Genomic DNA, 20,804 nt, shown 5'->3' with positions numbered 1-20,804 from the left:
ATGTCAGAGAATAAAGAAAAGGTTAAAGTAAGTTTCCCTTGGCAAATCGGATTATTAGTTGCACTTTACTTAGTTATTGCTAGTATGCCTTTTTTACACGATAAAACATCACAAATTTATCTATTCCAAAATAATAATCCTATTTTTGGTGGAAAAGAATTTGCAGATCTGAACAATTCCTATTTTAAGAATTCCTTTATTTTTCTATCTGTTCTTCCTGCCCTAGCCGTTTTATTGAAATTCATTTTAAAAAACAAAGGCTATCCTTTTCTAGCAAGTTTACAATCTTTTCTATTTTTTATAGCTAGTTTTGTCTTAATGGTTTACACAATGTTCTCCATCACCATCCAAAGAGACATTTATAAGCTTGATTGGGGATATTACTTCTGCCAAATAATTTTTCTAATTTTTATCTTTAATGATCTAAGCTTTCTAAGAGCATGGATAAAAAAGATACCATCACCTTAATTGCAAAGAATAAAAGAAAAAGAACCATTTATGAACCGTATAGAAAGCTATATTCAGTTCATAAGTGGTTTTTTGATGGTCACACCTAGCTTCTCTTAGAAATTGTTCACTGACCTCTTTTTTATTTGCTTCGAAAATATTTCCAATAAAGAGAGCAGGGAATGGGCAAACTGAGAATCAACCAAAAGCGGTTGACAACAATGTCCGCCTTTCCTGCGCTGTTAAAATGAATGAGAACCTGCTCTGGTATCAGGCAGATAAGCAAAAATATGATTACTGCTAAGATAAACAAAACGAATAAATCTTTCTTTTTCATTAGCCATGGACCTCCTTAAAATATCCTTGTTTTATTAAATGCCTATAAAGGACGGCAGCCAAAAGCAAAAGTCCAAGAGCTGAGATTCGCAGCGACATCTCCAAGTCCATACCAAATAGTAAGGATAAGCAAAGAGGGAACACAAGAACCAAGATGCCAATTCCTCCAGACAAGATAGCCGAAAAACTTTGCTTAATAACAATCATTTCATTGTCCCAGATGAACTTAGGATAATGAAAATTGACCACAAGTCCCTGAAGAGCTGTAAACAGTGAATAAGCCAGTGAAATAAGGACCAAATCCACTACTTGCAATCCTCCTAGCGAGAAACGCCAAGTCAGAACAGGCAAGCCCAGCAGCAAGGCCACGAAATGTAAAGACACCGTCAAGGCCAGCTTTGCCATCATTATCTGCCTCATAGAAACCGGGAGCGTCTGAAGCAGCCAAATCTCTTCCCCCTCTAAGGAAATACTGACAGCTGCAGGATTGGAAATACTGAGACAGCCAGCCAGTAATAGGGGTAAAAATTCTCGGCTATCTCTGAGTCCAATCGAAGAAAAGAGGACATCAGGACCCATAAAACAAAGCGAGATGGCTAAAACGATGATTAAAATGGTTCCTAGTCCACTATTGAGCATATAAAGATAGGAACTCACAAAATTCGCAAATTCTCTCCTATAAAGAGCCATAAAGGGAGACTTCTGCCAGCTTCTATAGACTTTGCTTTCTGACTTCACTCCTGTTATCATCTGATTCATTTTTAAATAATTTCTACTTAAATACCTTAGAAAAAGTCCTGTCAGCGCAAACGAGACAAACATCAACAAAAGGCTAGCCCACCAAAAATGCTGAGGGTTAAAAAACAAGCTTGCCGGAGGATAAAGAGAAGTCAGCTGCTTGGTAAGCAAGAGACCAACATTTTCTACTGATAATCCGGCTCTCATAGCCCACATACTGCCTGTTGCTAGGCCCAAAAGCAAGAGAATAGAAAAAAGGAAGGCAACTGGATTTTTATGAGGGGCCTTTGAGGCTATGTAGGCAACGCACAAGCCAAGTAAAGATGCTAAACAGAGAGGTAAAAGAGGAACAAATCCCATTAAAAGCAGATAAAGAATCAACTCCAACAAGGACGCACCATATCTAAAACAAACGAGGCCTGCTGGGAGCATGAGAAGGACGGCAAACACACTGTTCAAAAGATAAAGAAAAGCATATTTCTCACAGACAATCTCTCTAATACTGAGCGGCAATACGATGAGCCTGTCAAGTTCCTCTTGGTCAAACAAGATGCCATTTGATTGCATCAGACTGAAAAAGAAAATAATAAAACTAACCAAGGCAATCATATAGGCTGGAATCAAATTTGCCTGCCCCAACTTGACCAAACTCAAAGCCGTCAAAAAGTTATAGCCTGAAAATAGCAAAACAAGCAAGAAGAGCAGACCAAGCTTAAAATACCTGCCCAACCCTCGTCCTTTCCTTAAATCATTAAGCGAAAATGTGCTGTATAATTGTACTTTTAAAAGCAAAAGAATATTAGTCATCATCCTGTAACTCCATAAATACTTGTTCCAAACTGGATGCCCCCTTAACTTCAGAGGCCCTTCCATTAGCCACCAAACGACCCTTCTGCAGAATTGCTACCTTATTGCAGAGTTCTTCCGCAACCTCTAAAACGTGAGTAGAAAAGAAAATCGCATGCCCTTGACTGGCTAGCTCTCTCATGATCTGCTTAAAATAATATGCGCCTTTCGGATCCAAACCGACAAAAGGTTCATCTAAAATCAACAATTCTGGCTCATGCAAAAGGGCCGCTATTAGTGCCAATCGTTGCTTCATTCCATGTGAATAAGCTGATATCAACTGATCCAAAGACGTATCCAGCTCAAACATTTTAGAATACTTTTCTATAGCCGCTTGCCTTTTTTCCAAAGAAACCCTATAAATGTCTGCTACAAAGTCCAAAAACTGCCTTGCTACTAGATTTTTATAGAGGTCTGGATTATCCGGCAAAAACGCCATCTTTTTCTTACAAAGCAAGGACTCCTTCCTGATAGAGTGCCCGCAGATATAAATATCTCCTTTATCAAAATCATGAATCCCCACAATCGCCTTAATGGTGGATGTTTTACCTGCTCCATTGGCACCGATGAATCCATAAATATCCCCAGGCTCCACCATCAGACTAAGATCATCCACAGCCTTTTTACCGTTGCTATATACTTTTGTTAAATGTTCTATTTTTAACATGAATTTCTCCTTTTATTTAAACTGACATTTTGTCAGTTTTGGCGTAAAATTTTTTATAATTTAGATTAAGAGATTGAAGGCTCAAACTGACATTTTGTCAGTGCAATTTCTAAATAAAAGGCAGAAAACTGCCGATTATTCTAAAAAATAGATTCTTCTAATCCTAAGGTTTTTTCTAGGATTACCTGGAAACTGGTGAGATAATCCTGCAAAGTCTCTGGTTTTTCATTACTCATCTTAATATCATTTGACACAAAGACGTAGGCAGTCATGAGAAAAGAAGCCGTTTCATGTGGATATTTTAAATGAAAATCTCCGGATTTCTGTCCTTCCTCCAAGATATGAGTGAAGAAAACAATCATCCGTTCACAGAGTCTATGATAAAAGCGATCTAAAACATAGCGATTGGTCTCCAAATTGACGGTTTCCTGCAAGACCTGATTTTCCTGTGTTCTGCTTTCCTCTGGGATAAGGGTCGCCTCAATAAAGGCTCTGATTTTTTCCTTGGCCCCAACATTTGGCTGATAGCTAATCTTTTCTAGCTTTCTCAGCAAGGGCTCAGAATTCTTTTCAATCAGACAATAGAGAATGTCTTCCTTATCCTTAAAATGATAGTAAAGCAGACCTCGTGAGATTCCAAGCTTATCAATAATATCTTGAGTTCTAGTCTTTAGATAGCCTTTTTGGGCAAAGAGCTGTAAGGCTGCAGACATAATCTCTGCTCTCCGTACCTCTACTTCCTTGACATCACGCATGATTTCTGCCTCCTTGTGGTCAGTATAGCACCTAACTGACATTTTGTCAATGATATAATAAAAAAACAGCAGGTCAGAGCCTGCTATTAATCAAATTAGTCTTCATTTACGAAAGGCATCAAAGCCATTACGCGAGCGCGTTTGATAGCTGTTGTTACTTTACGTTGGTTTTTAGCTGAAGTTCCTGTTACACGACGAGGAAGGATTTTCCCACGTTCTGAAACGAAACGGCTAAGAAGCTCAGTATCTTTGTAATCAACATATTCAATTTTGTTCGCTGCGATATAATCAACTTTTTTACGGCGTTTGAATCCGCCACGACGTTGTTGAGCCATGTGTTTTCTCCTTTATATTATAGTTCTAGTTTGTCCAATTAGAATGGCAGATCATCATCTGAGATATCCATTGGATTTGAGTTACCAAATGGATTCTCATCACGAGAAAAATTCGGTACTTGGTGAGACGAGTCAGCGCCTCCGAAGCTTGGTGCTGCATTACCGCCAAAGTTATTTGGAGCATAGCCTCCAGACTGTCCTTCACGGCTTGTACGACTTTCCAATAGTTGGAAGTTATCTGCAACGACCTCAGTGACGTAGACACGTTGACCTTGCTGATTTTCATAATTACGAGTCTGAATACGACCTGTAATTCCGACTAGAGCACCTTTTTTAGCCCAGTTTGCAAGATTTTCTGCCTGCTGACGCCAGATGACAACATTGATAAAGTCTGCTTCTCTTTCACCATTATGGTTTTTAAAATTACGATTAACAGCTAATGTAAATGTTGCAACCGCTTGGTTTTGCGGTGTATAGCGTAGTTCAGCATCGCGGGTCATGCGACCTACAAGTACAACGTTATTTATCATGAATCTACCTTCTTAATTAAGCGTCAAGTTTGACGATCATGTGACGAAGAATGTCAGCGTTGATTTTTGAAAGACGGTCAAACTCTTTAAGAGCTGCATCGTCGTTTGCTTCAACGTTAACGATGTGGTAAAGTCCTTCACGGAAATCTTGGATTTCGTATGCAAGACGACGTTTTTCCCAATCTTTTGATTCAACAACAGTTGCACCGTTGTCAGTCAAGATAGAGTCAAAGCGTGCTACCAAAGCGTTTTTAGCTTCTTCTTCAATGTTTGGACGAATAATATAAAGAATTTCGTATTTAGCCATTGATTTTTCCTCCTTTTGGTCTAATGACCCCAAGACTTTGCAAGGGGTAAGTGAGGTTTTCTCACGAATAACTATTATACTAGATTCTCCATGAAATAGCAAGAGAATTCTTTAAAACGTATGTGTCTCAATTTTTGAGAAGATAAAAAAATAGCAGAAATTCAAGGAAATGAGATGCAAACGTATACAATCGTTCACTTCAGCCTTGACATTCTCTACTTTATGCTGTAAACTAGATTAAAGACTGAGTAACACAACTGTACTTGTTTACTCGGTGGAGGTAGGTGTTAGCGCACCTGCCTCTTTTTTTGTTTCTTATTGCTATAATTATACAACTAATTTCAAGCGATGTCAACAGAAAAATGATGACGGCATGTCAAATAAACCCTAGAGTTTTCAACCCCAGAAGAACTATACAGGACTATTTGATTATCTTAGGATAGTAGCACCTTTTTTATGACTTTGACGTCGAGCTTTATGCGCCTTTCTTCCCTCTCCAATCTGGAAATTCCGCTTTAGACTATCCAAATGATTCATGTATTTTCTTATTTTTCCTCCAGAAACCTTATCTAACCCTTTTATTTTTTGGGATGCTTTCCGCCAGTCCCCGAAAAACAACTCTCTCAGGGTTCCTTCTTCTACAGCTAATATCATATTTGCCATAATCTCAGCTCCTTCTAAACTCCAAATCATTCCCTGGTTCTTCATTCTGTAAGTAAGGCGCCTGTGCTGTGACTCCATCACCCCAATTCCTTTCTTTGGGAGATTGCGAAGTGATGCTGGCTTAGTATAACTAAAATTTTGCTTTAGTCTTCTGGCAAAGTCCTGGAAAGTAGCCGTTTCTTCCTCGTCCTCAATGAGACTTTCTGTCGTGTCGAGGGTTGTTTGAAGAAGGTCAAAGTCATGCTGATAAATAGCCTGTTTCAAGAGTTCTTTTAGCTCTTCTGGCTGCGCTTTATAATTCTTTTCTATCTCTTGCTGCAAATGGTACGGATCCCAGAAATGCTCATGTCTTTGAACTTTAAAAGCGGCCGCAAAATCCTTGAAAACTCTGCCTCCATAACCCGGACCGCCATCAGAGTTAGTAATCAGGGTTGTTCCCTTTCCTGTTTTATAGGTCTGATGAACATAATCTAATACCTGATCTTTGGCTTTGCTACCAGATAAAGAAAGCACGTTCTTTTTATTTTTTAACTGCCTGCGTTTGGACTGGCCGATCTGCTCGCTTCCTGTATGTACGACATAATGAGAGATATTGCTATATTTGGCTTCCTCTCCTTGTTTAGATCGTGTTTTGACCCAGACTCCATCACCTTCAATGTAAAGCCTCTCAGGGCTTTTTTTGTTTTCCTCTGTAACTTCCGGAAGAGACAAGAGGTCATATTCTTCTTGCTCCTTCTTGAGTGCTGCAGCTCGCTTAACAGCTTTCAGGACAGTATCTTTTGTTAGATTGATACCAGTCATGAACTCTATCAGATCCGCTGTTTTGCGGTAAGTGGTACACGTTGAAATCTGGTTAATTTGATAAATCAGCTCCATGCTGAAACGGCTGTGTTTCTCCAGCCCAAGCCATTCATCCACCGGCACCTTGCAGGTTCCCTTTTTGTACCAGCGGTTTCTTTCAAAGCAAATTTCCCCAAAGATAAAAGCAACTGTACGAGCTGATCTATTTTTCAATTTATAGCCCCTGGCACGCATAGACGGGGCTACCTGATCATCATATCGAGTTACAGCCTTCAGGAAGGCTTCTTCATTCTGCTTTCTCAAATCTGCTAAAAATTTTTTTTCATCCAGGACAGTCACACCCATAAGCTAACCCCTTTCTAAAACTTAGGTATTATATTATTGTTTTTTGGTAAAATTTTCAAGTCCATGATAAAAAAAGAGCCTGACCAACAGGCCAGGCTATGAGATAGCTGTTAGGGTTACCACCTCACAACCAGTATAACACAAATTTTAGAATAGTTTGGAAACAATCGCATCATATAGCCAGCTTTCAAAGTGGGCTATTTTACGATAAAAGTTGCTGCCAACTCCAAAATATTTTTTATGCCAGCTTTTCAATTTTCTCAGCATCTCTTTCCTCCTTCAAGTGATAAGAAAAGTTTAACATGTACTAGATATTTTGTAGTAGCTCTCCTCTGAAATGTCATTTTTTATCCCGGAAATGACAAAAAAAGACCTTTCAGTTAGAAAGGTCAGAAAGTGATTGTCAACTATGGCTGGAATATTGTTATATAAGTCATAGTTAAAAGTCTAAAGGAATTGCTTGGTCACGTCCTGTTACAGGAGTTCTCACGTAGATAGTGTGACCACTCAGACCATATTTTTGATCTGCTTCTTTGTATAAATCTTTATTCCAGTTCATCGGACTCAGGCCTGATACACATTCCAAAACAATCACCTGAGAGGATTGGTAGGTTTCTTTTTTGATTTGGCATAGGCTGTAGTAATCAATTGAACCAACGAAGAGGAAGCTATTCAAAGGGCCTTCCAGATCCTGGTCCAGAGCCTGATCCAGAATCTCTAATTCTAGTTCGTTTGCTTCGGCTACAATCTTGTAGCTTAAACTTACGTTATTTGTAATATCAATCAGTCTTACAGTGCGTTGAGGATTGTTCATCTTTTAGCTCTCCTTTTGTCACTTATATAATTATATTTATAATCATGTTTATAAATATAATTATAAATATAAATCAACTCAAGCTTTCTATTAGCTTATCTAAATAGTCGGATGCTGATCGAGCCCCTGCAGCTTTAGAAAGCTGATCCAGTTTCTCTCTATTGCTTGGCTTTAAGGTGAACTGATATTGCTTCTTCCGTTCAAAATTACTCATATCAGGAGCAAAAACCGGCTGAGGAGTTGGCTGAGTGGTTTTCTCAATTAGCTGCGAAATTTCCTTTTCTTTACGTTCAAATGCCATCTATATCTCCTTTATTAATTATATTTATAATTGTGTTTGTATTTATACTTATAAATATAATTATATTGTATCATAAATCTTCGAAAAAGTCTTCTCTAGCTCGTCAAAGAATTTTTTATGTTTTTTATAGAGTTCCGGATTTTCTTTCATATCCGCAATAGAGACTTTATCGATTGTTGAGTGATTGAACAACTCTTTTGCTGGAATAATTCCCAAAAGGTTATCAGTTCCCTTTTCTTTAGCCTCCAGCCCTAAAGCTTCTAAAAGCTCTCTGGAAGATCCGTAGTTTGGACGAATCATATTAGCCAAAAAATACAGTTCAGCCGTTATATAAGACTCTCTAGTACGATAATCAATCACATCCTTTCGGAAAGCCTCTAGACGACTGGAAAGGTTGAATTTGGCATTGTAGCCAAACTCAGACGGAGTCAGCGGACTGACAATGGCATGACTAACTGCAACTGCATTTTTAGTTGCGGTTGCAAAGTCCGGCCTACAGTCAATCAATATATAATCAAACCGTTCCAAGTCTTTCTTCTCATAGTTATCTTCTAACCAGAGATAGAGAAGCATATTTTTCTTGTCGCTGTTCTCCAGATCCCGCTCCACAGTGTCTAGCTGAACGGAACCAGGAATAAGACTGATATTTTCTTTGACCTGCTTAATATCCACGTCACCGCCTTTGAAAGCATTAGCAATGGTATTCTTGCTCTCGTAGATATTGTAACACTGCGTCAAATTACACTGATGATCCAGATCAATCAAAAGCACTTTCTGACCTTTCTTGGCAAGCCATTCAGCATAATTAAAAGTTAAAGTTGTTTTTCCAACACCGCCCTTAATAGCGGCAAATGTAATAATTTTCATTTGATTACCCCTATAAAATAAATTTAGTTATTGTAACTGTCTGGCAATAGCAGCAATTACAGGAACCGTTACACTGTTACCTGCCTGCTTATAAAGCTGGCTATTACTGTTTACTTTCTCAGCTCTATCAAAAGCCCAATCTGGGAAGCCCTGAAGCCTCCAACACTCACGAGGAGTGAGTTTACGGATACGAAAATCTGACATAACAACTCCTTGGCTGTCATCAGTCACTAACGTGTTTGCTTTATTCTTTCCAACTCTGCCCCAGCGTGTTGCAGAATTAGGATGAGCTAAATTTACACTGTCACCAACTGCAGCTTTTGTATAACCAACAGATGTTGCTTCTTTAATTTTCAAAACGTTATTCTCCTGATAACTATGACCGGTTAAGGTTGGTGCTATTTTATGTTCCCCACCTTTATTAAAACCATGAGAGCGCTGAATTATCTTTGGCTCTTGGCCTCCTCCTTGTATTGTGGAAAGTGTGGGAGCAATACCTGATAGTACAATCTTCATCCCCTCGCCTTTATTTGTTGTAAGAGTAGGAGCAGGCCCTTCAGCTGAGTAAACATCTCCATTCATTCCCTTACCCGAAGGATGAATATTCCCTACTCTCTTCGGTTTACTTTCAATAATGTACGATCCGTTCCCTTGTCCCCCTGGGTATTGCGCGGTAAGGGAATTTGTTCTGATTTCTGATAATTCAGCAACTTCCCTGTTGTAGCTTCCGAGAGGAAATATTGGTCGGGTACCTCGTCTTCGAGAATGTCCAACAAGGAAGACTCTTTGTCTGTTCTGTGGAACTCCGAAGTGCGAGCTGTTAAGCACTTGCCATTCCACATTATACCCCAAGGCATCAAGCGTGCTGAGGATGGTCTCAAAGGTATCACCTCCTCCATGACTAAGGAGTCCTGGGACGTTTTCAAGGAAAATATAAGAGGGTCTAAGAAGCTTTGCGAAGCGTGTAACTTCAAAGAAGAGATTGCCTCGTTCATCTCTGAAACCTCTTCTGCTTCCAGCAAGCGAGAAACTCTGGCACGGAAATCCTCCGCAGAGAATGTCCACTTGTCCAAGTCCTCGAATAGATTCATCTGGTACGCTTCTGATGTCATGAAGCTCTACCTCCTTTTCTGTATTAAAAATAGCTTTATAAGATTTTCTTGCAAAGACATCAACTTCACAAAAACCAATGCATTCATGGCCAGCTGCTTCCATCCCGAAACGAAAACCGCCAATTCCAGAGAATAGATCAAGAAATTTCATTTTCTTTGCTGTCCTTTCGTCACTTTTCTATACTTCTATTATATCACTATAATTATATTTGTCAATATGTTTATAAATATAATTATGATTATATTTATAACGATACATAGGAATAAAAAAGCCCTAGGACAGTCTAGGGAGAATGATTTAAATTATTTTGCAATATCCTGCGAATACAGTAGCTAATTGGTTCGCCTTATTTGGTATTTCTCCCGATACCTCCTAAAAGTCCTCTCAGGGATCCCTGTCAATCGGGCTACGTCTTTATCGGTATAGCCCTTTCGGTACAAATCAAAGGCATGCTGCAAGCGTTCGTCATTTTCTGTATAGAGTGCTTTCCTGCCCTGGTACTTCCCTTGAGCTTTGGCAATTTCTATTCCCTGGCGCTGGCGCTCCTTAATGCGCTCCCGCTCTGCCTGGGCTTGATACTTATACAGCTCTAAAATCAAGTTATTAAGCAACCGTCTGAGATTGTCATCCTCGATACCTCGCAGGGTTGGAAGATTAAGAACCTCCAAAGTAGCCCCCTGAGCCTGTATCTGATTCATGACCTCTGTCAGCTCCTGATTGTTCCGCCCCAGGCGCTCCAGCTCACTGACGACCACTATATCCCCCTCACGGACATATTCCAAGAGAGCCTGCAGCTGAGGCCGCTCCTTGCTGGCTCCACTGGCTGCTTCTTGGAAAATCTTCTCACATCCCTTCAGCTGCTCCAGTTGCCGAGATAGATTTTGATCGGCCGAGCTGATTCTGGCATAACCGATTTTCGACATTTTCTTACCTCCTTTTTGCCGAACTCTAATGGCCGTATCATAAAACCAATAGAATCAAGTTGCACATATAAGGCCAATAGGGCATACCTTATTGGCCTGCTGCATCTGCTTGTTTATACCTGATTTACACGTTCTATATACTTATAATTATGTTTATATTTATAATGAGCTTTCCTGCTCTTTCTCCCTCCGGACCTGGTTATTATCCTTAACAGATCGGTACTCTTCAAAGCTACCAACAATGCCATCATATTTCTGCTGCAGACCTGCTTGCTCGACACTGATTTCAGTAATCTCTTTCTCCAGTTCCTCCGTTCGAATGGTCAAAGGGAAGCCCAAGCTTTCCAGAATTTCCTGACCTAGCGCCTGGTATTCTGGATTGTCAGACTGCAGATCAGACAAAGCAGCTGCAGCCTTGTTGAGTTTCATCAGTCGTTGGTCAATCTGCTGCAGCGTCTCCTCTGTTTGGTCCAGCTGCTCAATAAAGCGTTCCTCGAGTTCTTCAAATTGTTGGCCACTGGTCACGTTATGGGCAGCCAGGAATTCAAACTCTTTAATCAACTGATCTAGATTAGAGATGTTTCGATTTTTAGTCAGAACAACCTCACCATTATTATAAGCAAGCTGCTTCATAAGGGTATTTCCTTTGATGTAACGGTTATTCTCTGAGTGATCTGGATTAAGAAAATAAAAGAAATCATTTCTTCGGACAAAGAGTTCAAAACGTCCATCTTCCAGCTGATCTACTTGCCGATGTGGGACCTTAATCAAACCATGATTACGGATCCCAAAGTCTATCTCAAGGTAGATGCCGTCAGCTGTAACCTCTTGAACTTGCCAAGGTTCAATCATGAGACGTTGTTCAAAATCTTCTGCCTTCTCTTGCTGCAGTTTGTCATACTCTGGCTTGATATCCTCTAGAGAATAGGTCGCCTTGTTTTGGCTGACTCGCTTCTCAATCGTGGCCAAAGTGTAAGCACCTTTTTTAGATAGAGTACTATCACGAGTATTGCGCTGCTGCTCACTGTCCAGCAACCGATAAGTGGCATGCTTGCCAGAGAAATTGACTGCTAAATTCAGCGCCTTTGCTTTCTTTAAAAAGTCCTCGATGGATGTTGAGTGCTTAATCAAGAAATTCAAACGGGACTTAATCTCAAGTTTAAATACATTCTTTTTCTGATAGGCTGCGTACTTTGTATGAGAAAATCTTGGAGCGCTCCGATCAATAATTTTAGCTCCAGCCAATTCCGCATAGCGGTCTGAGATTTTCTCCAGGCTCCGCTTAGTTCCCTTTTGCCAACGGAATTTTTTCAAGGTGCTATTATCCGTTGTATTGAAAATGATATGGTTGTGAATGTGATTTTTGTCTACATGAGTTGCAATCACAAACTCATGTTTTCCCTTCGTCAGTTCTAAAACAGTCTTGCGCCCTATCTCATGAATTTCCTCTGCTGTCAGATTGTCCGACGGATCAAAAGACTGGATCAGGTGATGGGCTAGGACTCCTTTTTCTGTCACCAAATCAGAGGTTTCTTTTCGCCCAAAGCGAGAGTCAGCTAACTTCTTTGTCAGGATGAATTCCTCTGCAGCTTTCCTCTCTTGTCCAATCAAATGACCAGAGACTAACTGCGTCTGCAATTTCCCATCTTTGAGAACAACTGGAAAAGATTGGTTGCTGTTAGTGACCAGTTCTACTGTCTTAGCTTCATCCAAAATATATTTAACAGCCCTCTTTAAGTTACCAGTGTTTTTGATCTGAATAGCTTTTGTAACAACCATCTATTCTCCTTTCTCTGCTTCTTCAATCTTCCCCTCAATCAGCTCCTCAATCTCCTGCAGCTTCTCCAAAACAGCAACCAATTCCTCTCTGCTGGCTTCTTCGTTCGTGTTCACCTGCCGAGCAATTTGGTTGATGTTGACTCCGACTCGGTTGATTTCCTGGCGCAGTTTGGACAGTTCCTCAAAGTTGATAACTTGAACTCGGCCAGTGAGCAGCATGTAGCGGGCAAATGTCGAAAAGTTTCGGATGCCGGCCTCTCCCATTTTGCGACGGATGGCCTGATTTTCGCTTTCGTTTATCCAAAATAGCTTTTGTATTGGTCGTTCTCTGTGTCCTTGTTCTTTCATACCTAATTTTGTTCCTCTCTGCTTGATTGCAACCTGCCATCTTGATATACTTTGCTCTGGCAAGCATAGCATTTGTATATACAAATGCGAAATTTAAAAGAATAGGCTCTCTTCTCTTTGGGCTTTCCCTGCCCAAATAAGAGAACCTATCTTTCAAAATTTTGGGGAAATCCCCAAGCCCCTGGTGAGGTGCTGCGCACCTTAACAAGCGGACCATTTTTCAAATGGCCTCGCCTATTTTGAATACCTACCTAGCGGTAGTTATCCTTCAACTGCTCATATTCTGCGTCGTTAATAGACTGCAGATAGGCGATTGTTTCTGTTGTATCTTCTGCAAGCTCCAGCTCCAACTCTTCCTGTTCTTTCAGGTCCTTTTGGAGTTCGTGGATTGCTGCTTTACGAGATAGTTTGAAAAATTCTTCATCTGGTTTTAGCACACCATCTGGTGCAAATTTTGTAAAATAGGTTGCTAAAGTTTCTTCAACTATTTCTTTCATCTTGGTTATCCTTTCGTTTTCGGTTAAGTGAACTGAGCAGTTCTTTTACTTGCTCGCTTGGTTGTCCTTCTCCTCGTCCCCTTTCTGGGGATGAGATTTTTTTTCGGGTTCTGATGCCGCCTTTTCTGCCATCTTCTGATGACATTTTTCGTTGAACTGTTCCAATTTTTGAGAGAGCGGATCCTTGGACACTTCCTTGTTTTGATATTTTTCAAATGCTGTATCTAACCGATGAATGAGGTCAGCAGCTTCCTTTTGGACGATGGATAGCTGAGCTTCAAGATCGGCTAGACTATCCGGTTCCTTACTCCAATTAGCAAGGTAACCGAAACTGTATGAGCTGGTATCTAAACCATAATGATTAGCCACAACGTAAGCTACAGACTCAGCTTGCAGCTCCTTATTAGTTCGTGTCAGCTTCTGCCCTTCAAGTGCTTTAGGGTTGTGTAAGTCTGCATGCGCCATCTCGTGAAAAATGGTACTCAGTGTCTCACGTTCACTCATGCCAGCCCGAATGACAATCTTATTTTCTGCTGGAGAGTAATAGCCATGTTCTTCCTTCGGTTCCTTAGAAATTTCTAGAAGGACTCCTTTAGCGGCTGCAGTTTCTTTAGCTGCACGATAGAGGTTCGCATAGTCTTGGTGAGTTCCTTCTAATTCATAAACAGGCTTAGGAAGCTCCTTGCCTTCCGTTTGACTGACATCAAAGACAGGAACTAAACGGAAGCGTGTGTCCTTTACTTCTTGACCTTTTTTATCTAAAACAGGCTGGCCTTTTTCGTCCTTTCTAGTCACTTGATAGGGTGCCCAAATCTTGAGCGCCTTCTGCCCTTTTTGGACATGTCTTCCTAATTTTTTCCATGCATTAAAGGAAGCAACCGCAGACGCATCTTTCTTTTGAGCGACGATTAAAAACAAATTATTCAGAGAGTAATTGTTGAATTTGCTCATGGTTTGCAAGAAAATTTTATAGGTATCAGAGTTAAAATAATCTTTGACACCTTCCTTCAGGTGAGCAGACAAACCTTTCAGATCTCTGTCTTGAATGAGCTGGTCAATGCTTGGTTTATTTACTTCTGTCATTCGGTTCTCCTTCTTGAAATTTTCTTTATCTCTTATCCTCGTTAAAATTTTTGGAAATTCTACTTTCCATATTCCTTGATCTTGTTCATGGGTTAAAACTTTTCCTCTTGTTGCATCCAATGCTTGACGAAAGGACGTATCTTGCTGATAACGTTCTTTCAAAAGTTTCTCCATTAACAAAATATTCTTACTGATATCAGCAGGCCCTAAAACTCGATCTGATTGGACTTTTTGACCTGCCTTAAAGGCTGCTCTATTTTTTTCAGCCCAGGAATAAGCTTTTGCATTCATCTTTCCTGATTTCAGAGTCTGATAAGCATGTTCTACACTCTCATAACTGAAACCATCAATGACTAGTAGGGAAGGTGCTAGATTAGATAGTAATGTATTTTCATTCGTTCCAGCCCAGATGTTCAGTGTCTGCGGAACTTCCTCTCTAAGCCCCTCTTTGGCTTCTGAAAGCTGCGGGTATGTCTGTGATTGATTGGCCGCTAATTCCTCTATCTCGTCCCTAGAGAGCGTTTCAGAGGCACTGAAAGCGACCACATCACCTACAGTCAACTGGGCAACTTTTGCTGTAGCCAACTCTTTTGAAAAGTAACCTTGATAGGCTGTAATTTTTTTCTTTTTATCGTAGCTGTAGATATGAACTAGCTCTGCTTGCCCCTGGAGCGGTTCTTTCAAAAAGCTGTTCCAATCAGCTTTTTCAACCCCTTTTTCAGCAATAGGCGGAATATCTAACTTAAAAGGGATTCCCTTTTCCTGCAGCTTGCTGATAAAATTCCACCCTGCAGAGTCGTTATCTACGGCCAAAGTGATAAAATCCTCATTACTCTGAAAGAACGTGGAAGTTTTAGCTGTAGCTTCAAGTACTCTAGCTGTTCGCTCCCCTGGCTCATAAGTCTTGCCTTGCAGCTCACTGACTAGCTCCGCAAATCGAAAACTCATAAGACCTTCCTTAAGTCCATCCATGGCCACTAAACGGACATCTTGCAGCTGAGGATGGAGTTGATAATAACTCATGACATCGATGGGAGACTCTGCAAATATAAGTCGCTTAGGTCGGCCAACGTCTGCGTAAAAACCAGTAAGACCATCAGAATTTTTCAATATCCGCTTTAGATAGCCCCTATCAGGGTATTTCTCCCGATTTTCGACAATTCCCTGCAGGCTGGCTCCCATCACCTTTCCCTGGCTGTTTTTGAATTTAAAAACAATAGCTGGCTCAGAGTAATCGTTCATTTTATGAGATATTTCAGCTATACTCCCTTGCTGGAAGAAAAAAGTAATTGTATCCTCAGATAGCTTCCGCTCCCTTCTCAGATAGTCTCTGGTCCAGCTGGTGTTGGCATGCTCATAGCTTTCATGCCTGTATTCAAAGGCCAGTTTAGGCGCTGGTGCAGCGGTCATATCCACTTCTGGAAACTCTCCTACCTCCAGGAAGTGCTTGGCCGTTTTAAAAGATGGCCGGCTTCCTGTCTGCTCTTCCCGAATAGTCTGGACAAGCTTAATTACATCTCCTTTCACATCACGAGAAAACCATGAAAAGATATTGCGACGTGGGCTGATTACAAAACTTTCATGCTCAACCCAGACATATCTGTCCGTTCCTTGGCGCTTCAGCTCCATTCCTAAAGCCTCTGCGACATCCAGAATGGATAGCTTTTTCAATTCTTCTACTCGTGCCATAAGCAGCCTCCTTTCTATTCTGAACGGCTAGGCAACTTTAGGAAGAAATCTTCTGGAGTAGCTCGGATTAATTCAAACTCTTCCTGAGTTGCCTCCAGCGGTCGAACTATTGGGACTTTTGCTGTTTGTTCTGCATCATAACAAAATAGATAAGGCTGCAGCTCTTGGAATTCTTGATAAGTCAATTCCTGAATAGCTTTCACAAGCACCTGCAGCAAAAACTCTTCCTGAGATTGATCTGCAGTTCCTTCTTTTGTAGCAGATACCGCAGCTCTCAATAATACCCCTCCGGGTATTTGCTCCTCAATGCCCTCAAAAAAACCAACTCCATAAGTTGGTTTTTGAGGTTGTTTGTCGCTCTTAAACATAAAATCGTACATATCATTTCCTTTCTATGCGCTCAAGTCCCAAGGCAGAGCGATTTCTTCCAGTTCTTCCATGCTGATCTCAACCTGGTTACCTAGCTCGACATTTTCTAGCCACTCATCTATATCTGACATATAGCGTCTGTATGTAAACCAATTAGGACTGAATGGCCCATCTGCATGATTTTCATATTGTGGATGTGTCTCTAAGCGGTATTTCTTATCTTTGAACACATTTTGGCGATTGAGATAGAGCAAAGCTTCATCAATGGCTACAGTGGCTACTTCATGATAATTGAGCAGTTCCCGCTTGAGGCTATCTGTGGACTCGCTTGAAGAGCCATGTTGACCATAGCTTTTGGAAGTCTTAGTCTGCTGAATGGTCTGCGGTCCTGTTCGGTCTGCCATACTTTTCAGTGTGTCTGGGTCATTAGAACCCAAATAAAGAACTGCCCCGCAGTTGTTCAAAATGGTGGTAGTATTCTTATCTCCGTACAGCTGCTGAAGCTGACTCATAGATTGGATCATCAGCTTGATTGAAATTTCCCGGCTCCGGACAACAGCAATTTCTTCAGGAAGATAAGGGATTTGCCCAATTTGACCCGTTTCATCTGCATAAATCTGCAAATGCAGTAAAGCCTCAATCGTTGCTGTTGGATGCGTTCCTTGGATGATAGAGTCTGCAGTCTTGTTAGATACTTCAAAAATGGTATGGAAAAACAGGGCTGACAGGAATTGATAAGACTTATCCGTTTCGGGCATATGAATAAAGACAGCTGTTTTCTCCAGCTGCCATTTTTCAATTTCCATTGTATCCCGCTGCACCATCTTTCTCACATCATCATGGTCAAAAACAGAAAACCGGCTGGAGATAATAGCTAGGACAGACATCAAAGTCTGACCGCCAAAGTTCTTCATAAAGAGCTGGAACTGCTTATTAGCATAATTACCTGGCAACTCCTCTTCGAGCTGCTTAAACATTTCCTCAACCGGACTTTCAATCTCCGGATCAGTCCGCTTCAGGAAGCGTAACAGATCGGCTACTTGAGCAAGGTTTGGCTCATACTTGCCTAGAACTTTTCCATCAAAGTATAGATACCCAATCAAAGCTCTGGTCAGAAAGGCCTCTGCCTGAGCCCAGAAGTCCTCCCCTTTATTATCTGAGCGCTTAGTAGCTGTGATAATGGCTTCTGAAACCTTATCAATATCTGTTTCCTTCTGCATATAGTGAAAGACATTGAAACCATCCGAATTGGCCAGTTGAATCAAGTCCAAGATTTTAATTTTATAACCAGCCTTTTTCAAAATAGTGCCAACTTCATGTATGATAAGCCCTTTAGTATCTGTGATAACATAGCTCGAGTTTAGCTGCATAATATTAGGTTTCACAAAAGACCGGGTTTTCCAGTCACCAGTTCCCCCGATAACCAGAACATTCTTGTTGATATGCTTGTTGTAGGGCAAGCGTTGATTAAAGAGGCCCATCTGAGCTCGCTGTGTAAAAATCATGTTTTTCTCTGGATCCTGATCCTGAAAGCTGGCCAGCTCCTCTACGGTTGCAAAACGAGCTGTTCCGTGTTCTTCTCCAGTTCGGTAAATCCCCCGATCTTGACGTCGGGCAAAAAAGAAAAGAACAGCCATGACACCGACAAGACCAGCCATCAATGAGGAAGAGGTAAACTCGACATCGATAGGAAATTTCTCTGTCCAATGTTCCGCCATCCACTCCAAACGAGCCAAACCAAAATCATCGTTAATGGCCGTATCTGGAGACATTTCAAAAAGTTTGGCCAACCAATGCAGACAATAAAATAAAATCCCTGCTGTTATGACATACGGCAATGGTTTTCGTTCTGTCATTTTGTGACCTCCTTACTTGGACTTGGTTTGGTAATCTTTGGAGCCTTCTCTGCAACTGCTTGAATTTTCACTTGCTCTTGGACCTTGAAATGAGTGATTTTTTCCTCAAGGTTCATGTTTTTAGGACTCTTCAGCAATTCCTGATTGAGCTTCTTAGTCTCCTGAGGACTGGTCAAGTCGGTCAGGAACTGTTCATAGGCTTTTTTGACTAGTTCCTTATTCTTGACCTCAAAGGCCAGCATAACTCGGTTATCCTTTAGAGCCTGAGTGGCAAAACCTATTTTATACTCTTCCAGATAAGCCTTGAGCTTATCCAAGTTGACCTCATTGCTCAAGAAAGTTTTCACTTCCTTGGCACTATCGCTGGCCATAAACTGGTTCCATCGGGTTTCCGCACCGTATCGTTGCCGTCTCATGTACTTATACCCCTGGTCTGTCATGTACTCAACCATATAAGCCAGCATCTTCAGCAGCATCTCTCCGGTTAGTTTTGACACATCTTTAACCTGAAAGATGGTTCTTTCTTGCTCCATCCGTTATAGCTCCTTTCTTTGTAAATAGAAACAGCAGCATCCTCTTAGATGCTGCCGTTTTTGTTCTGCTTCTTGTGAAGAACAAGACCAACCAAGCCCAGGGCTGCCGCTCCCAGAAAGCTCAGAAGCGAGCTGTCATCTGTTCCGGTATCTGGTAGGCGATCCAGAGTTTCCCTGCTCTCCTTTAGTTCAGTTGTTTTCTCTGCCGTTTTTGAGGACTGAGTTTGGCTTTTTGGAGTGATAACCACTTCCTCTGCAGGCTTTTCAGAAGATGCGGGAACATCAATAATTGGCTGATCCTCTGCAGGCTCTGTCGAAGCACTAGAGCGAACAATAGGAGTCACAGGAGCGCTAGGATTGGTTGCTGCAGGAGTTTGCCCAGTTTGGCTTGATTGCTCAACTTCTTTAGGCCGACTGGGTTCTGTTGAGGGTTCTGGAGTCTTTGGCTGCGTTGGCTGATCAGGAAGTGGACGCACCGGATCAGTAGGCTGGCCAGGCTGGACTGGAGTCACAGGCTCCATCGGCTGCTCTGGTTTGGTTTCTTCTGCTTCCTTTGGAGTAGCTGTATCAGATGTTGTTGGCTCCACAGGGTCAACTGTTATAGGGGCAGCTGGAATGACTGGCTGACTGGGTTCAATTGGAGACACAATACCTGGCTGATCTCCAGCTGGAGCGATGATTTCATCTGCTAAAACAGCCTGATTTAAAGTTAATGAAGTGAGTAATAAAGAGTAAATAGTTGTTTTTTTCATGATTGATTTTCCTTTTCTATTGTTGATAGTTAGATACCGTGTCTCTATCCTGGATAGAGACTTTCAGTCGGCTGGCTAGTAACGAGCCAACCAAAGCGACTGTCTTTGTCCGCCACAACATCAAATGTCAAGCGGACTAGACGGATGCTGTTTTCTTGATTGACATAGAGAACATAGGTCACCTCGTAGCCCTTGCCTTTAGGTTTGATGGACTCAAAGACAGTAGACTGAAGCTGACCATCTTTGACCTCAATTTTCTTCTGCATATTCGTATTGAGGTATTGCTGGATCTGCTCCTTATCATTGGCAAAGAGAGTGGCCACAAAATAACGGCCAAAGACATCTACCTTAGAGCCTGCTTCTTGCAGATTAGATAGAGTTCCAACCTGGTTCTTTAGGTCTGCAATCTGATTTTTCATCTGCTTGTTTTGGCCGCCTAAAACAGTTGTATAGCCACCTAACAGAAGAACTAGGAGAAGAACCGGCGCTAAGACTTTAAGAGTACTGAGAGGGCTGCTAGGAGCTGCTGAAGCAGCCTTTGAAGTAGCCTGCTGCTCTGCATCTGACTGAGAAGCGGATTTTCCCAGTTTAAGGAAAGAAGGAAACTTATTTTTTTGAGCTGTCTGAACGAAGCCAAACTCCTGCAGCAATTCTTCTACTGTTTCTACAAATGGCAAGCTAATCCGCTTCTTCTGCAGGATTTCTCCTGCTTCCGTTACCTGCATCAAGGTCAGATCCGTTTCCTGTTCCAAACTCTTCACTTTTGCATTTTCCTGCTCAAGAAAGCCCAACAGCTGATCTCTGCTAGGAAATTGCTGCTGGCTTCCTCCTGCTACATTCTGAGCTAAAAACATCAGCTCTCACCACCTTCCTCTGTCTGTTCGCTTTCCTCCAGCAGGAGGCCTTTCAAATCGTCCAGAGAAGTATTGGACTGACTGAGCAGGGCAGTCACGTACTCTGCCTTGGCCTGAGTAATAGCCTGCTCTATATCCTTTTCTTTCTTCTTGAGCTGAACTTGCTGCTCCTGTACCTTGATTTTCTCTTGCTCCAGGCGCTGGAGTTTCTTCTCCAGATCCTGAGTAGATTTCTTTTTCACCATGTTATGTATGT

At 41.4% G+C, this 20,804-nt stretch carries 24 protein-coding genes; 1 reads left to right on the top strand and 23 read right to left on the bottom strand.

Translation table 11 applies throughout. The features are described 5' to 3' along the window. Positions 1 to 468 (top strand): hypothetical protein, encoded by a 468-nt coding sequence (locus HMPREF0847_RS05790; RefSeq protein ID WP_008809859.1) that lies wholly within the window; start codon positions 1 to 3, stop codon positions 466 to 468. Positions 469 to 589: 121 nt separating this feature from the next. On the opposite strand, the gene HMPREF0847_RS11075 is transcribed toward HMPREF0847_RS05790, so the two are convergent. The 23 genes from HMPREF0847_RS11075 to HMPREF0847_RS05680 all read right to left on the bottom strand — a co-directional run bounded on the left by HMPREF0847_RS11075 (position 590) and on the right by HMPREF0847_RS05680 (position 20,793). Then, positions 590 to 784 (bottom strand): DUF1648 domain-containing protein, encoded by a 195-nt coding sequence (locus HMPREF0847_RS11075; RefSeq protein WP_008809860.1) that lies wholly within the window; start codon positions 782 to 784, stop codon positions 590 to 592. Then, entirely contained in the window at positions 784 to 2,394 is a 1,611-nt protein-coding gene (locus HMPREF0847_RS05785; RefSeq protein ID WP_051312038.1) for a hypothetical protein, read from the bottom strand. The genes HMPREF0847_RS11075 and HMPREF0847_RS05785 overlap by 1 nt, the downstream gene beginning before the upstream one ends. After that, positions 2,321 to 3,034, bottom strand: coding sequence for an ABC transporter ATP-binding protein (locus HMPREF0847_RS05780; RefSeq protein WP_008809862.1), 714 nt, complete (start codon positions 3,032 to 3,034; stop codon positions 2,321 to 2,323). Before HMPREF0847_RS05780 ends, HMPREF0847_RS05785 begins: the two co-directional genes overlap by 74 nt. Before the next feature lie 140 nt (positions 3,035 to 3,174). After that, positions 3,175 to 3,831: a TetR/AcrR family transcriptional regulator gene (locus tag HMPREF0847_RS05775; protein ID WP_084624310.1), complete on the bottom strand. Its 657-nt coding sequence runs from the start codon at positions 3,829 to 3,831 to the stop codon at positions 3,175 to 3,177. A gap of 53 nt (positions 3,832 to 3,884) precedes the next feature. Continuing rightward, a complete protein-coding gene (gene rpsR, locus HMPREF0847_RS05770; RefSeq protein WP_000068664.1) occupies positions 3,885 to 4,124 on the bottom strand; it encodes a 30S ribosomal protein S18 in 240 nt (79 codons plus the stop codon). A 38-nt stretch (positions 4,125 to 4,162) separates the two neighbouring features. Next, entirely contained in the window at positions 4,163 to 4,654 is a 492-nt protein-coding gene (locus tag HMPREF0847_RS05765) for a single-stranded DNA-binding protein (protein WP_008809864.1), read from the bottom strand. A 16-nt stretch (positions 4,655 to 4,670) separates the two neighbouring features. Next, positions 4,671 to 4,961 carry a 30S ribosomal protein S6 gene (gene rpsF / locus HMPREF0847_RS05760; RefSeq protein WP_002896497.1) on the bottom strand — a complete coding sequence of 97 codons (291 nt, stop codon included), beginning with the start codon at positions 4,959 to 4,961 and terminating at the stop codon, positions 4,671 to 4,673. Between the two features lie 429 nt (positions 4,962 to 5,390). Then, positions 5,391 to 6,770, bottom strand: coding sequence for an ISLre2 family transposase (locus tag HMPREF0847_RS05755; protein WP_020992706.1), 1,380 nt, complete (start codon positions 6,768 to 6,770; stop codon positions 5,391 to 5,393). A gap of 439 nt (positions 6,771 to 7,209) precedes the next feature. Then, a complete protein-coding gene (locus tag HMPREF0847_RS05750; RefSeq protein ID WP_008809867.1) occupies positions 7,210 to 7,584 on the bottom strand; it encodes a hypothetical protein in 375 nt (124 codons plus the stop codon). A 73-nt stretch (positions 7,585 to 7,657) separates the two neighbouring features. Next, positions 7,658 to 7,885, bottom strand: coding sequence for a hypothetical protein (locus tag HMPREF0847_RS05745; RefSeq protein WP_008809868.1), 228 nt, complete (start codon positions 7,883 to 7,885; stop codon positions 7,658 to 7,660). Between the two features lie 60 nt (positions 7,886 to 7,945). Continuing rightward, on the bottom strand, positions 7,946 to 8,752 hold the full coding sequence (locus tag HMPREF0847_RS05740; protein ID WP_008809869.1) for a ParA family protein: 807 nt from the start codon (positions 8,750 to 8,752) through the stop codon (positions 7,946 to 7,948). 27 nt (positions 8,753 to 8,779) lie between these two features. After that, positions 8,780 to 10,015 carry a DNA cytosine methyltransferase gene (locus HMPREF0847_RS05735; protein ID WP_008809870.1) on the bottom strand — a complete coding sequence of 412 codons (1,236 nt, stop codon included), beginning with the start codon at positions 10,013 to 10,015 and terminating at the stop codon, positions 8,780 to 8,782. Positions 10,016 to 10,197: 182 nt separating this feature from the next. Further along, the gene (locus HMPREF0847_RS05730) at positions 10,198 to 10,788 is read right to left on the bottom strand and encodes a recombinase family protein (protein WP_008809871.1); all 591 of its coding nucleotides are present in this window, start codon (positions 10,786 to 10,788) and stop codon (positions 10,198 to 10,200) included. Between the two features lie 159 nt (positions 10,789 to 10,947). Next, positions 10,948 to 12,567 carry a relaxase/mobilization nuclease domain-containing protein gene (locus tag HMPREF0847_RS05725; RefSeq protein ID WP_008809872.1) on the bottom strand — a complete coding sequence of 540 codons (1,620 nt, stop codon included), beginning with the start codon at positions 12,565 to 12,567 and terminating at the stop codon, positions 10,948 to 10,950. Beyond that, the gene (locus HMPREF0847_RS05720; RefSeq protein WP_002926311.1) at positions 12,568 to 12,915 is read right to left on the bottom strand and encodes a plasmid mobilization protein; all 348 of its coding nucleotides are present in this window, start codon (positions 12,913 to 12,915) and stop codon (positions 12,568 to 12,570) included. Positions 12,916 to 13,166: 251 nt separating this feature from the next. Next, positions 13,167 to 13,412, bottom strand: a complete 246-nt coding sequence (locus HMPREF0847_RS05715; protein ID WP_008809873.1) for a hypothetical protein — start codon at positions 13,410 to 13,412, stop codon at positions 13,167 to 13,169. Between the two features lie 45 nt (positions 13,413 to 13,457). Beyond that, positions 13,458 to 16,184 (bottom strand): ArdC-like ssDNA-binding domain-containing protein, encoded by a 2,727-nt coding sequence (locus HMPREF0847_RS05710; protein WP_008809874.1) that lies wholly within the window; start codon positions 16,182 to 16,184, stop codon positions 13,458 to 13,460. 14 nt (positions 16,185 to 16,198) lie between these two features. After that, complete coding sequence (locus HMPREF0847_RS05705; protein ID WP_037622444.1) at positions 16,199 to 16,564, bottom strand: hypothetical protein; 366 nt, start codon at positions 16,562 to 16,564, stop codon at positions 16,199 to 16,201. Between the two features lie 12 nt (positions 16,565 to 16,576). Continuing rightward, on the bottom strand, positions 16,577 to 18,409 hold the full coding sequence (locus HMPREF0847_RS05700) for a VirD4-like conjugal transfer protein, CD1115 family (protein WP_037622441.1): 1,833 nt from the start codon (positions 18,407 to 18,409) through the stop codon (positions 16,577 to 16,579). Beyond that, a complete protein-coding gene (locus HMPREF0847_RS05695; protein ID WP_008809876.1) occupies positions 18,406 to 18,942 on the bottom strand; it encodes a hypothetical protein in 537 nt (178 codons plus the stop codon). The genes HMPREF0847_RS05700 and HMPREF0847_RS05695 overlap by 4 nt, the downstream gene beginning before the upstream one ends. A gap of 44 nt (positions 18,943 to 18,986) precedes the next feature. Further along, positions 18,987 to 19,694: an LPXTG cell wall anchor domain-containing protein gene (locus HMPREF0847_RS05690; RefSeq protein WP_008809877.1), complete on the bottom strand. Its 708-nt coding sequence runs from the start codon at positions 19,692 to 19,694 to the stop codon at positions 18,987 to 18,989. Between the two features lie 44 nt (positions 19,695 to 19,738). Continuing rightward, positions 19,739 to 20,548 (bottom strand): hypothetical protein, encoded by an 810-nt coding sequence (locus HMPREF0847_RS05685; protein ID WP_008809878.1) that lies wholly within the window; start codon positions 20,546 to 20,548, stop codon positions 19,739 to 19,741. Beyond that, complete coding sequence (locus tag HMPREF0847_RS05680) at positions 20,548 to 20,793, bottom strand: hypothetical protein (RefSeq protein WP_008809879.1); 246 nt, start codon at positions 20,791 to 20,793, stop codon at positions 20,548 to 20,550. The genes HMPREF0847_RS05685 and HMPREF0847_RS05680 overlap by 1 nt, the downstream gene beginning before the upstream one ends. Positions 20,794 to 20,804: the final 11 nt, after the last annotated feature.

The sequence above is a fragment of the Streptococcus sp. 2_1_36FAA genome (genome assembly GCF_000161955.2).
GTDB lineage: Bacteria > Bacillota > Bacilli > Lactobacillales > Streptococcaceae > Streptococcus > Streptococcus gordonii.
The sequence above is the reverse complement of the archived record's forward strand: the minus strand, read 5'-3'. Positions and strand labels throughout refer to the sequence as shown.

Bases quoted from the DNA above. Each gene is read 5' to 3' on its own strand.
- HMPREF0847_RS11075 (WP_008809860.1), bottom strand. From the start codon at position 784: ATGAAAAAGAAAGATTTATTCGTTTTGTTTATCTTAGCAGTAATCATA.
- HMPREF0847_RS05735 (WP_008809870.1), bottom strand. From the start codon at position 10,015: ATGAAATTTCTTGATCTATTCTCTGGAATTGGCGGTTTTCGTTTCGGG.
- HMPREF0847_RS05745 (WP_008809868.1), bottom strand. From the start codon at position 7,885: ATGGCATTTGAACGTAAAGAAAAGGAAATTTCGCAGCTAATTGAGAAA.
- HMPREF0847_RS05700 (WP_037622441.1), bottom strand. From the start codon at position 18,409: ATGACAGAACGAAAACCATTGCCGTATGTCATAACAGCAGGGATTTTA.
- HMPREF0847_RS05725 (WP_008809872.1), bottom strand. From the start codon at position 12,567: ATGGTTGTTACAAAAGCTATTCAGATCAAAAACACTGGTAACTTAAAG.
- HMPREF0847_RS05715 (WP_008809873.1), bottom strand. From the start codon at position 13,412: ATGAAAGAAATAGTTGAAGAAACTTTAGCAACCTATTTTACAAAATTT.
- HMPREF0847_RS05730 (WP_008809871.1), bottom strand. From the start codon at position 10,788: ATGTCGAAAATCGGTTATGCCAGAATCAGCTCGGCCGATCAAAATCTA.
- HMPREF0847_RS05680 (WP_008809879.1), bottom strand. From the start codon at position 20,793: ATGGTGAAAAAGAAATCTACTCAGGATCTGGAGAAGAAACTCCAGCGC.
- HMPREF0847_RS05750 (WP_008809867.1), bottom strand. From the start codon at position 7,584: ATGAACAATCCTCAACGCACTGTAAGACTGATTGATATTACAAATAAC.
- HMPREF0847_RS05695 (WP_008809876.1), bottom strand. From the start codon at position 18,942: ATGGAGCAAGAAAGAACCATCTTTCAGGTTAAAGATGTGTCAAAACTA.
- HMPREF0847_RS05740 (WP_008809869.1), bottom strand. From the start codon at position 8,752: ATGAAAATTATTACATTTGCCGCTATTAAGGGCGGTGTTGGAAAAACA.
- HMPREF0847_RS05685 (WP_008809878.1), bottom strand. From the start codon at position 20,548: ATGTTTTTAGCTCAGAATGTAGCAGGAGGAAGCCAGCAGCAATTTCCT.
- HMPREF0847_RS05765 (WP_008809864.1), bottom strand. From the start codon at position 4,654: ATGATAAATAACGTTGTACTTGTAGGTCGCATGACCCGCGATGCTGAA.
- HMPREF0847_RS05785 (WP_051312038.1), bottom strand. From the start codon at position 2,394: ATGGAAGGGCCTCTGAAGTTAAGGGGGCATCCAGTTTGGAACAAGTAT.
- HMPREF0847_RS05705 (WP_037622444.1), bottom strand. From the start codon at position 16,564: ATGTACGATTTTATGTTTAAGAGCGACAAACAACCTCAAAAACCAACT.
- HMPREF0847_RS05780 (WP_008809862.1), bottom strand. From the start codon at position 3,034: ATGTTAAAAATAGAACATTTAACAAAAGTATATAGCAACGGTAAAAAG.
- HMPREF0847_RS05720 (WP_002926311.1), bottom strand. From the start codon at position 12,915: ATGAAAGAACAAGGACACAGAGAACGACCAATACAAAAGCTATTTTGG.
- HMPREF0847_RS05710 (WP_008809874.1), bottom strand. From the start codon at position 16,184: ATGGCACGAGTAGAAGAATTGAAAAAGCTATCCATTCTGGATGTCGCA.
- HMPREF0847_RS05690 (WP_008809877.1), bottom strand. From the start codon at position 19,694: ATGAAAAAAACAACTATTTACTCTTTATTACTCACTTCATTAACTTTA.
- HMPREF0847_RS05790 (WP_008809859.1), top strand. From the start codon at position 1: ATGTCAGAGAATAAAGAAAAGGTTAAAGTAAGTTTCCCTTGGCAAATC.
- HMPREF0847_RS05755 (WP_020992706.1), bottom strand. From the start codon at position 6,770: ATGGGTGTGACTGTCCTGGATGAAAAAAAATTTTTAGCAGATTTGAGA.
- rpsR (WP_000068664.1), bottom strand. From the start codon at position 4,124: ATGGCTCAACAACGTCGTGGCGGATTCAAACGCCGTAAAAAAGTTGAT.
- rpsF (WP_002896497.1), bottom strand. From the start codon at position 4,961: ATGGCTAAATACGAAATTCTTTATATTATTCGTCCAAACATTGAAGAA.
- HMPREF0847_RS05775 (WP_084624310.1), bottom strand. From the start codon at position 3,831: ATGTCAGTTAGGTGCTATACTGACCACAAGGAGGCAGAAATCATGCGT.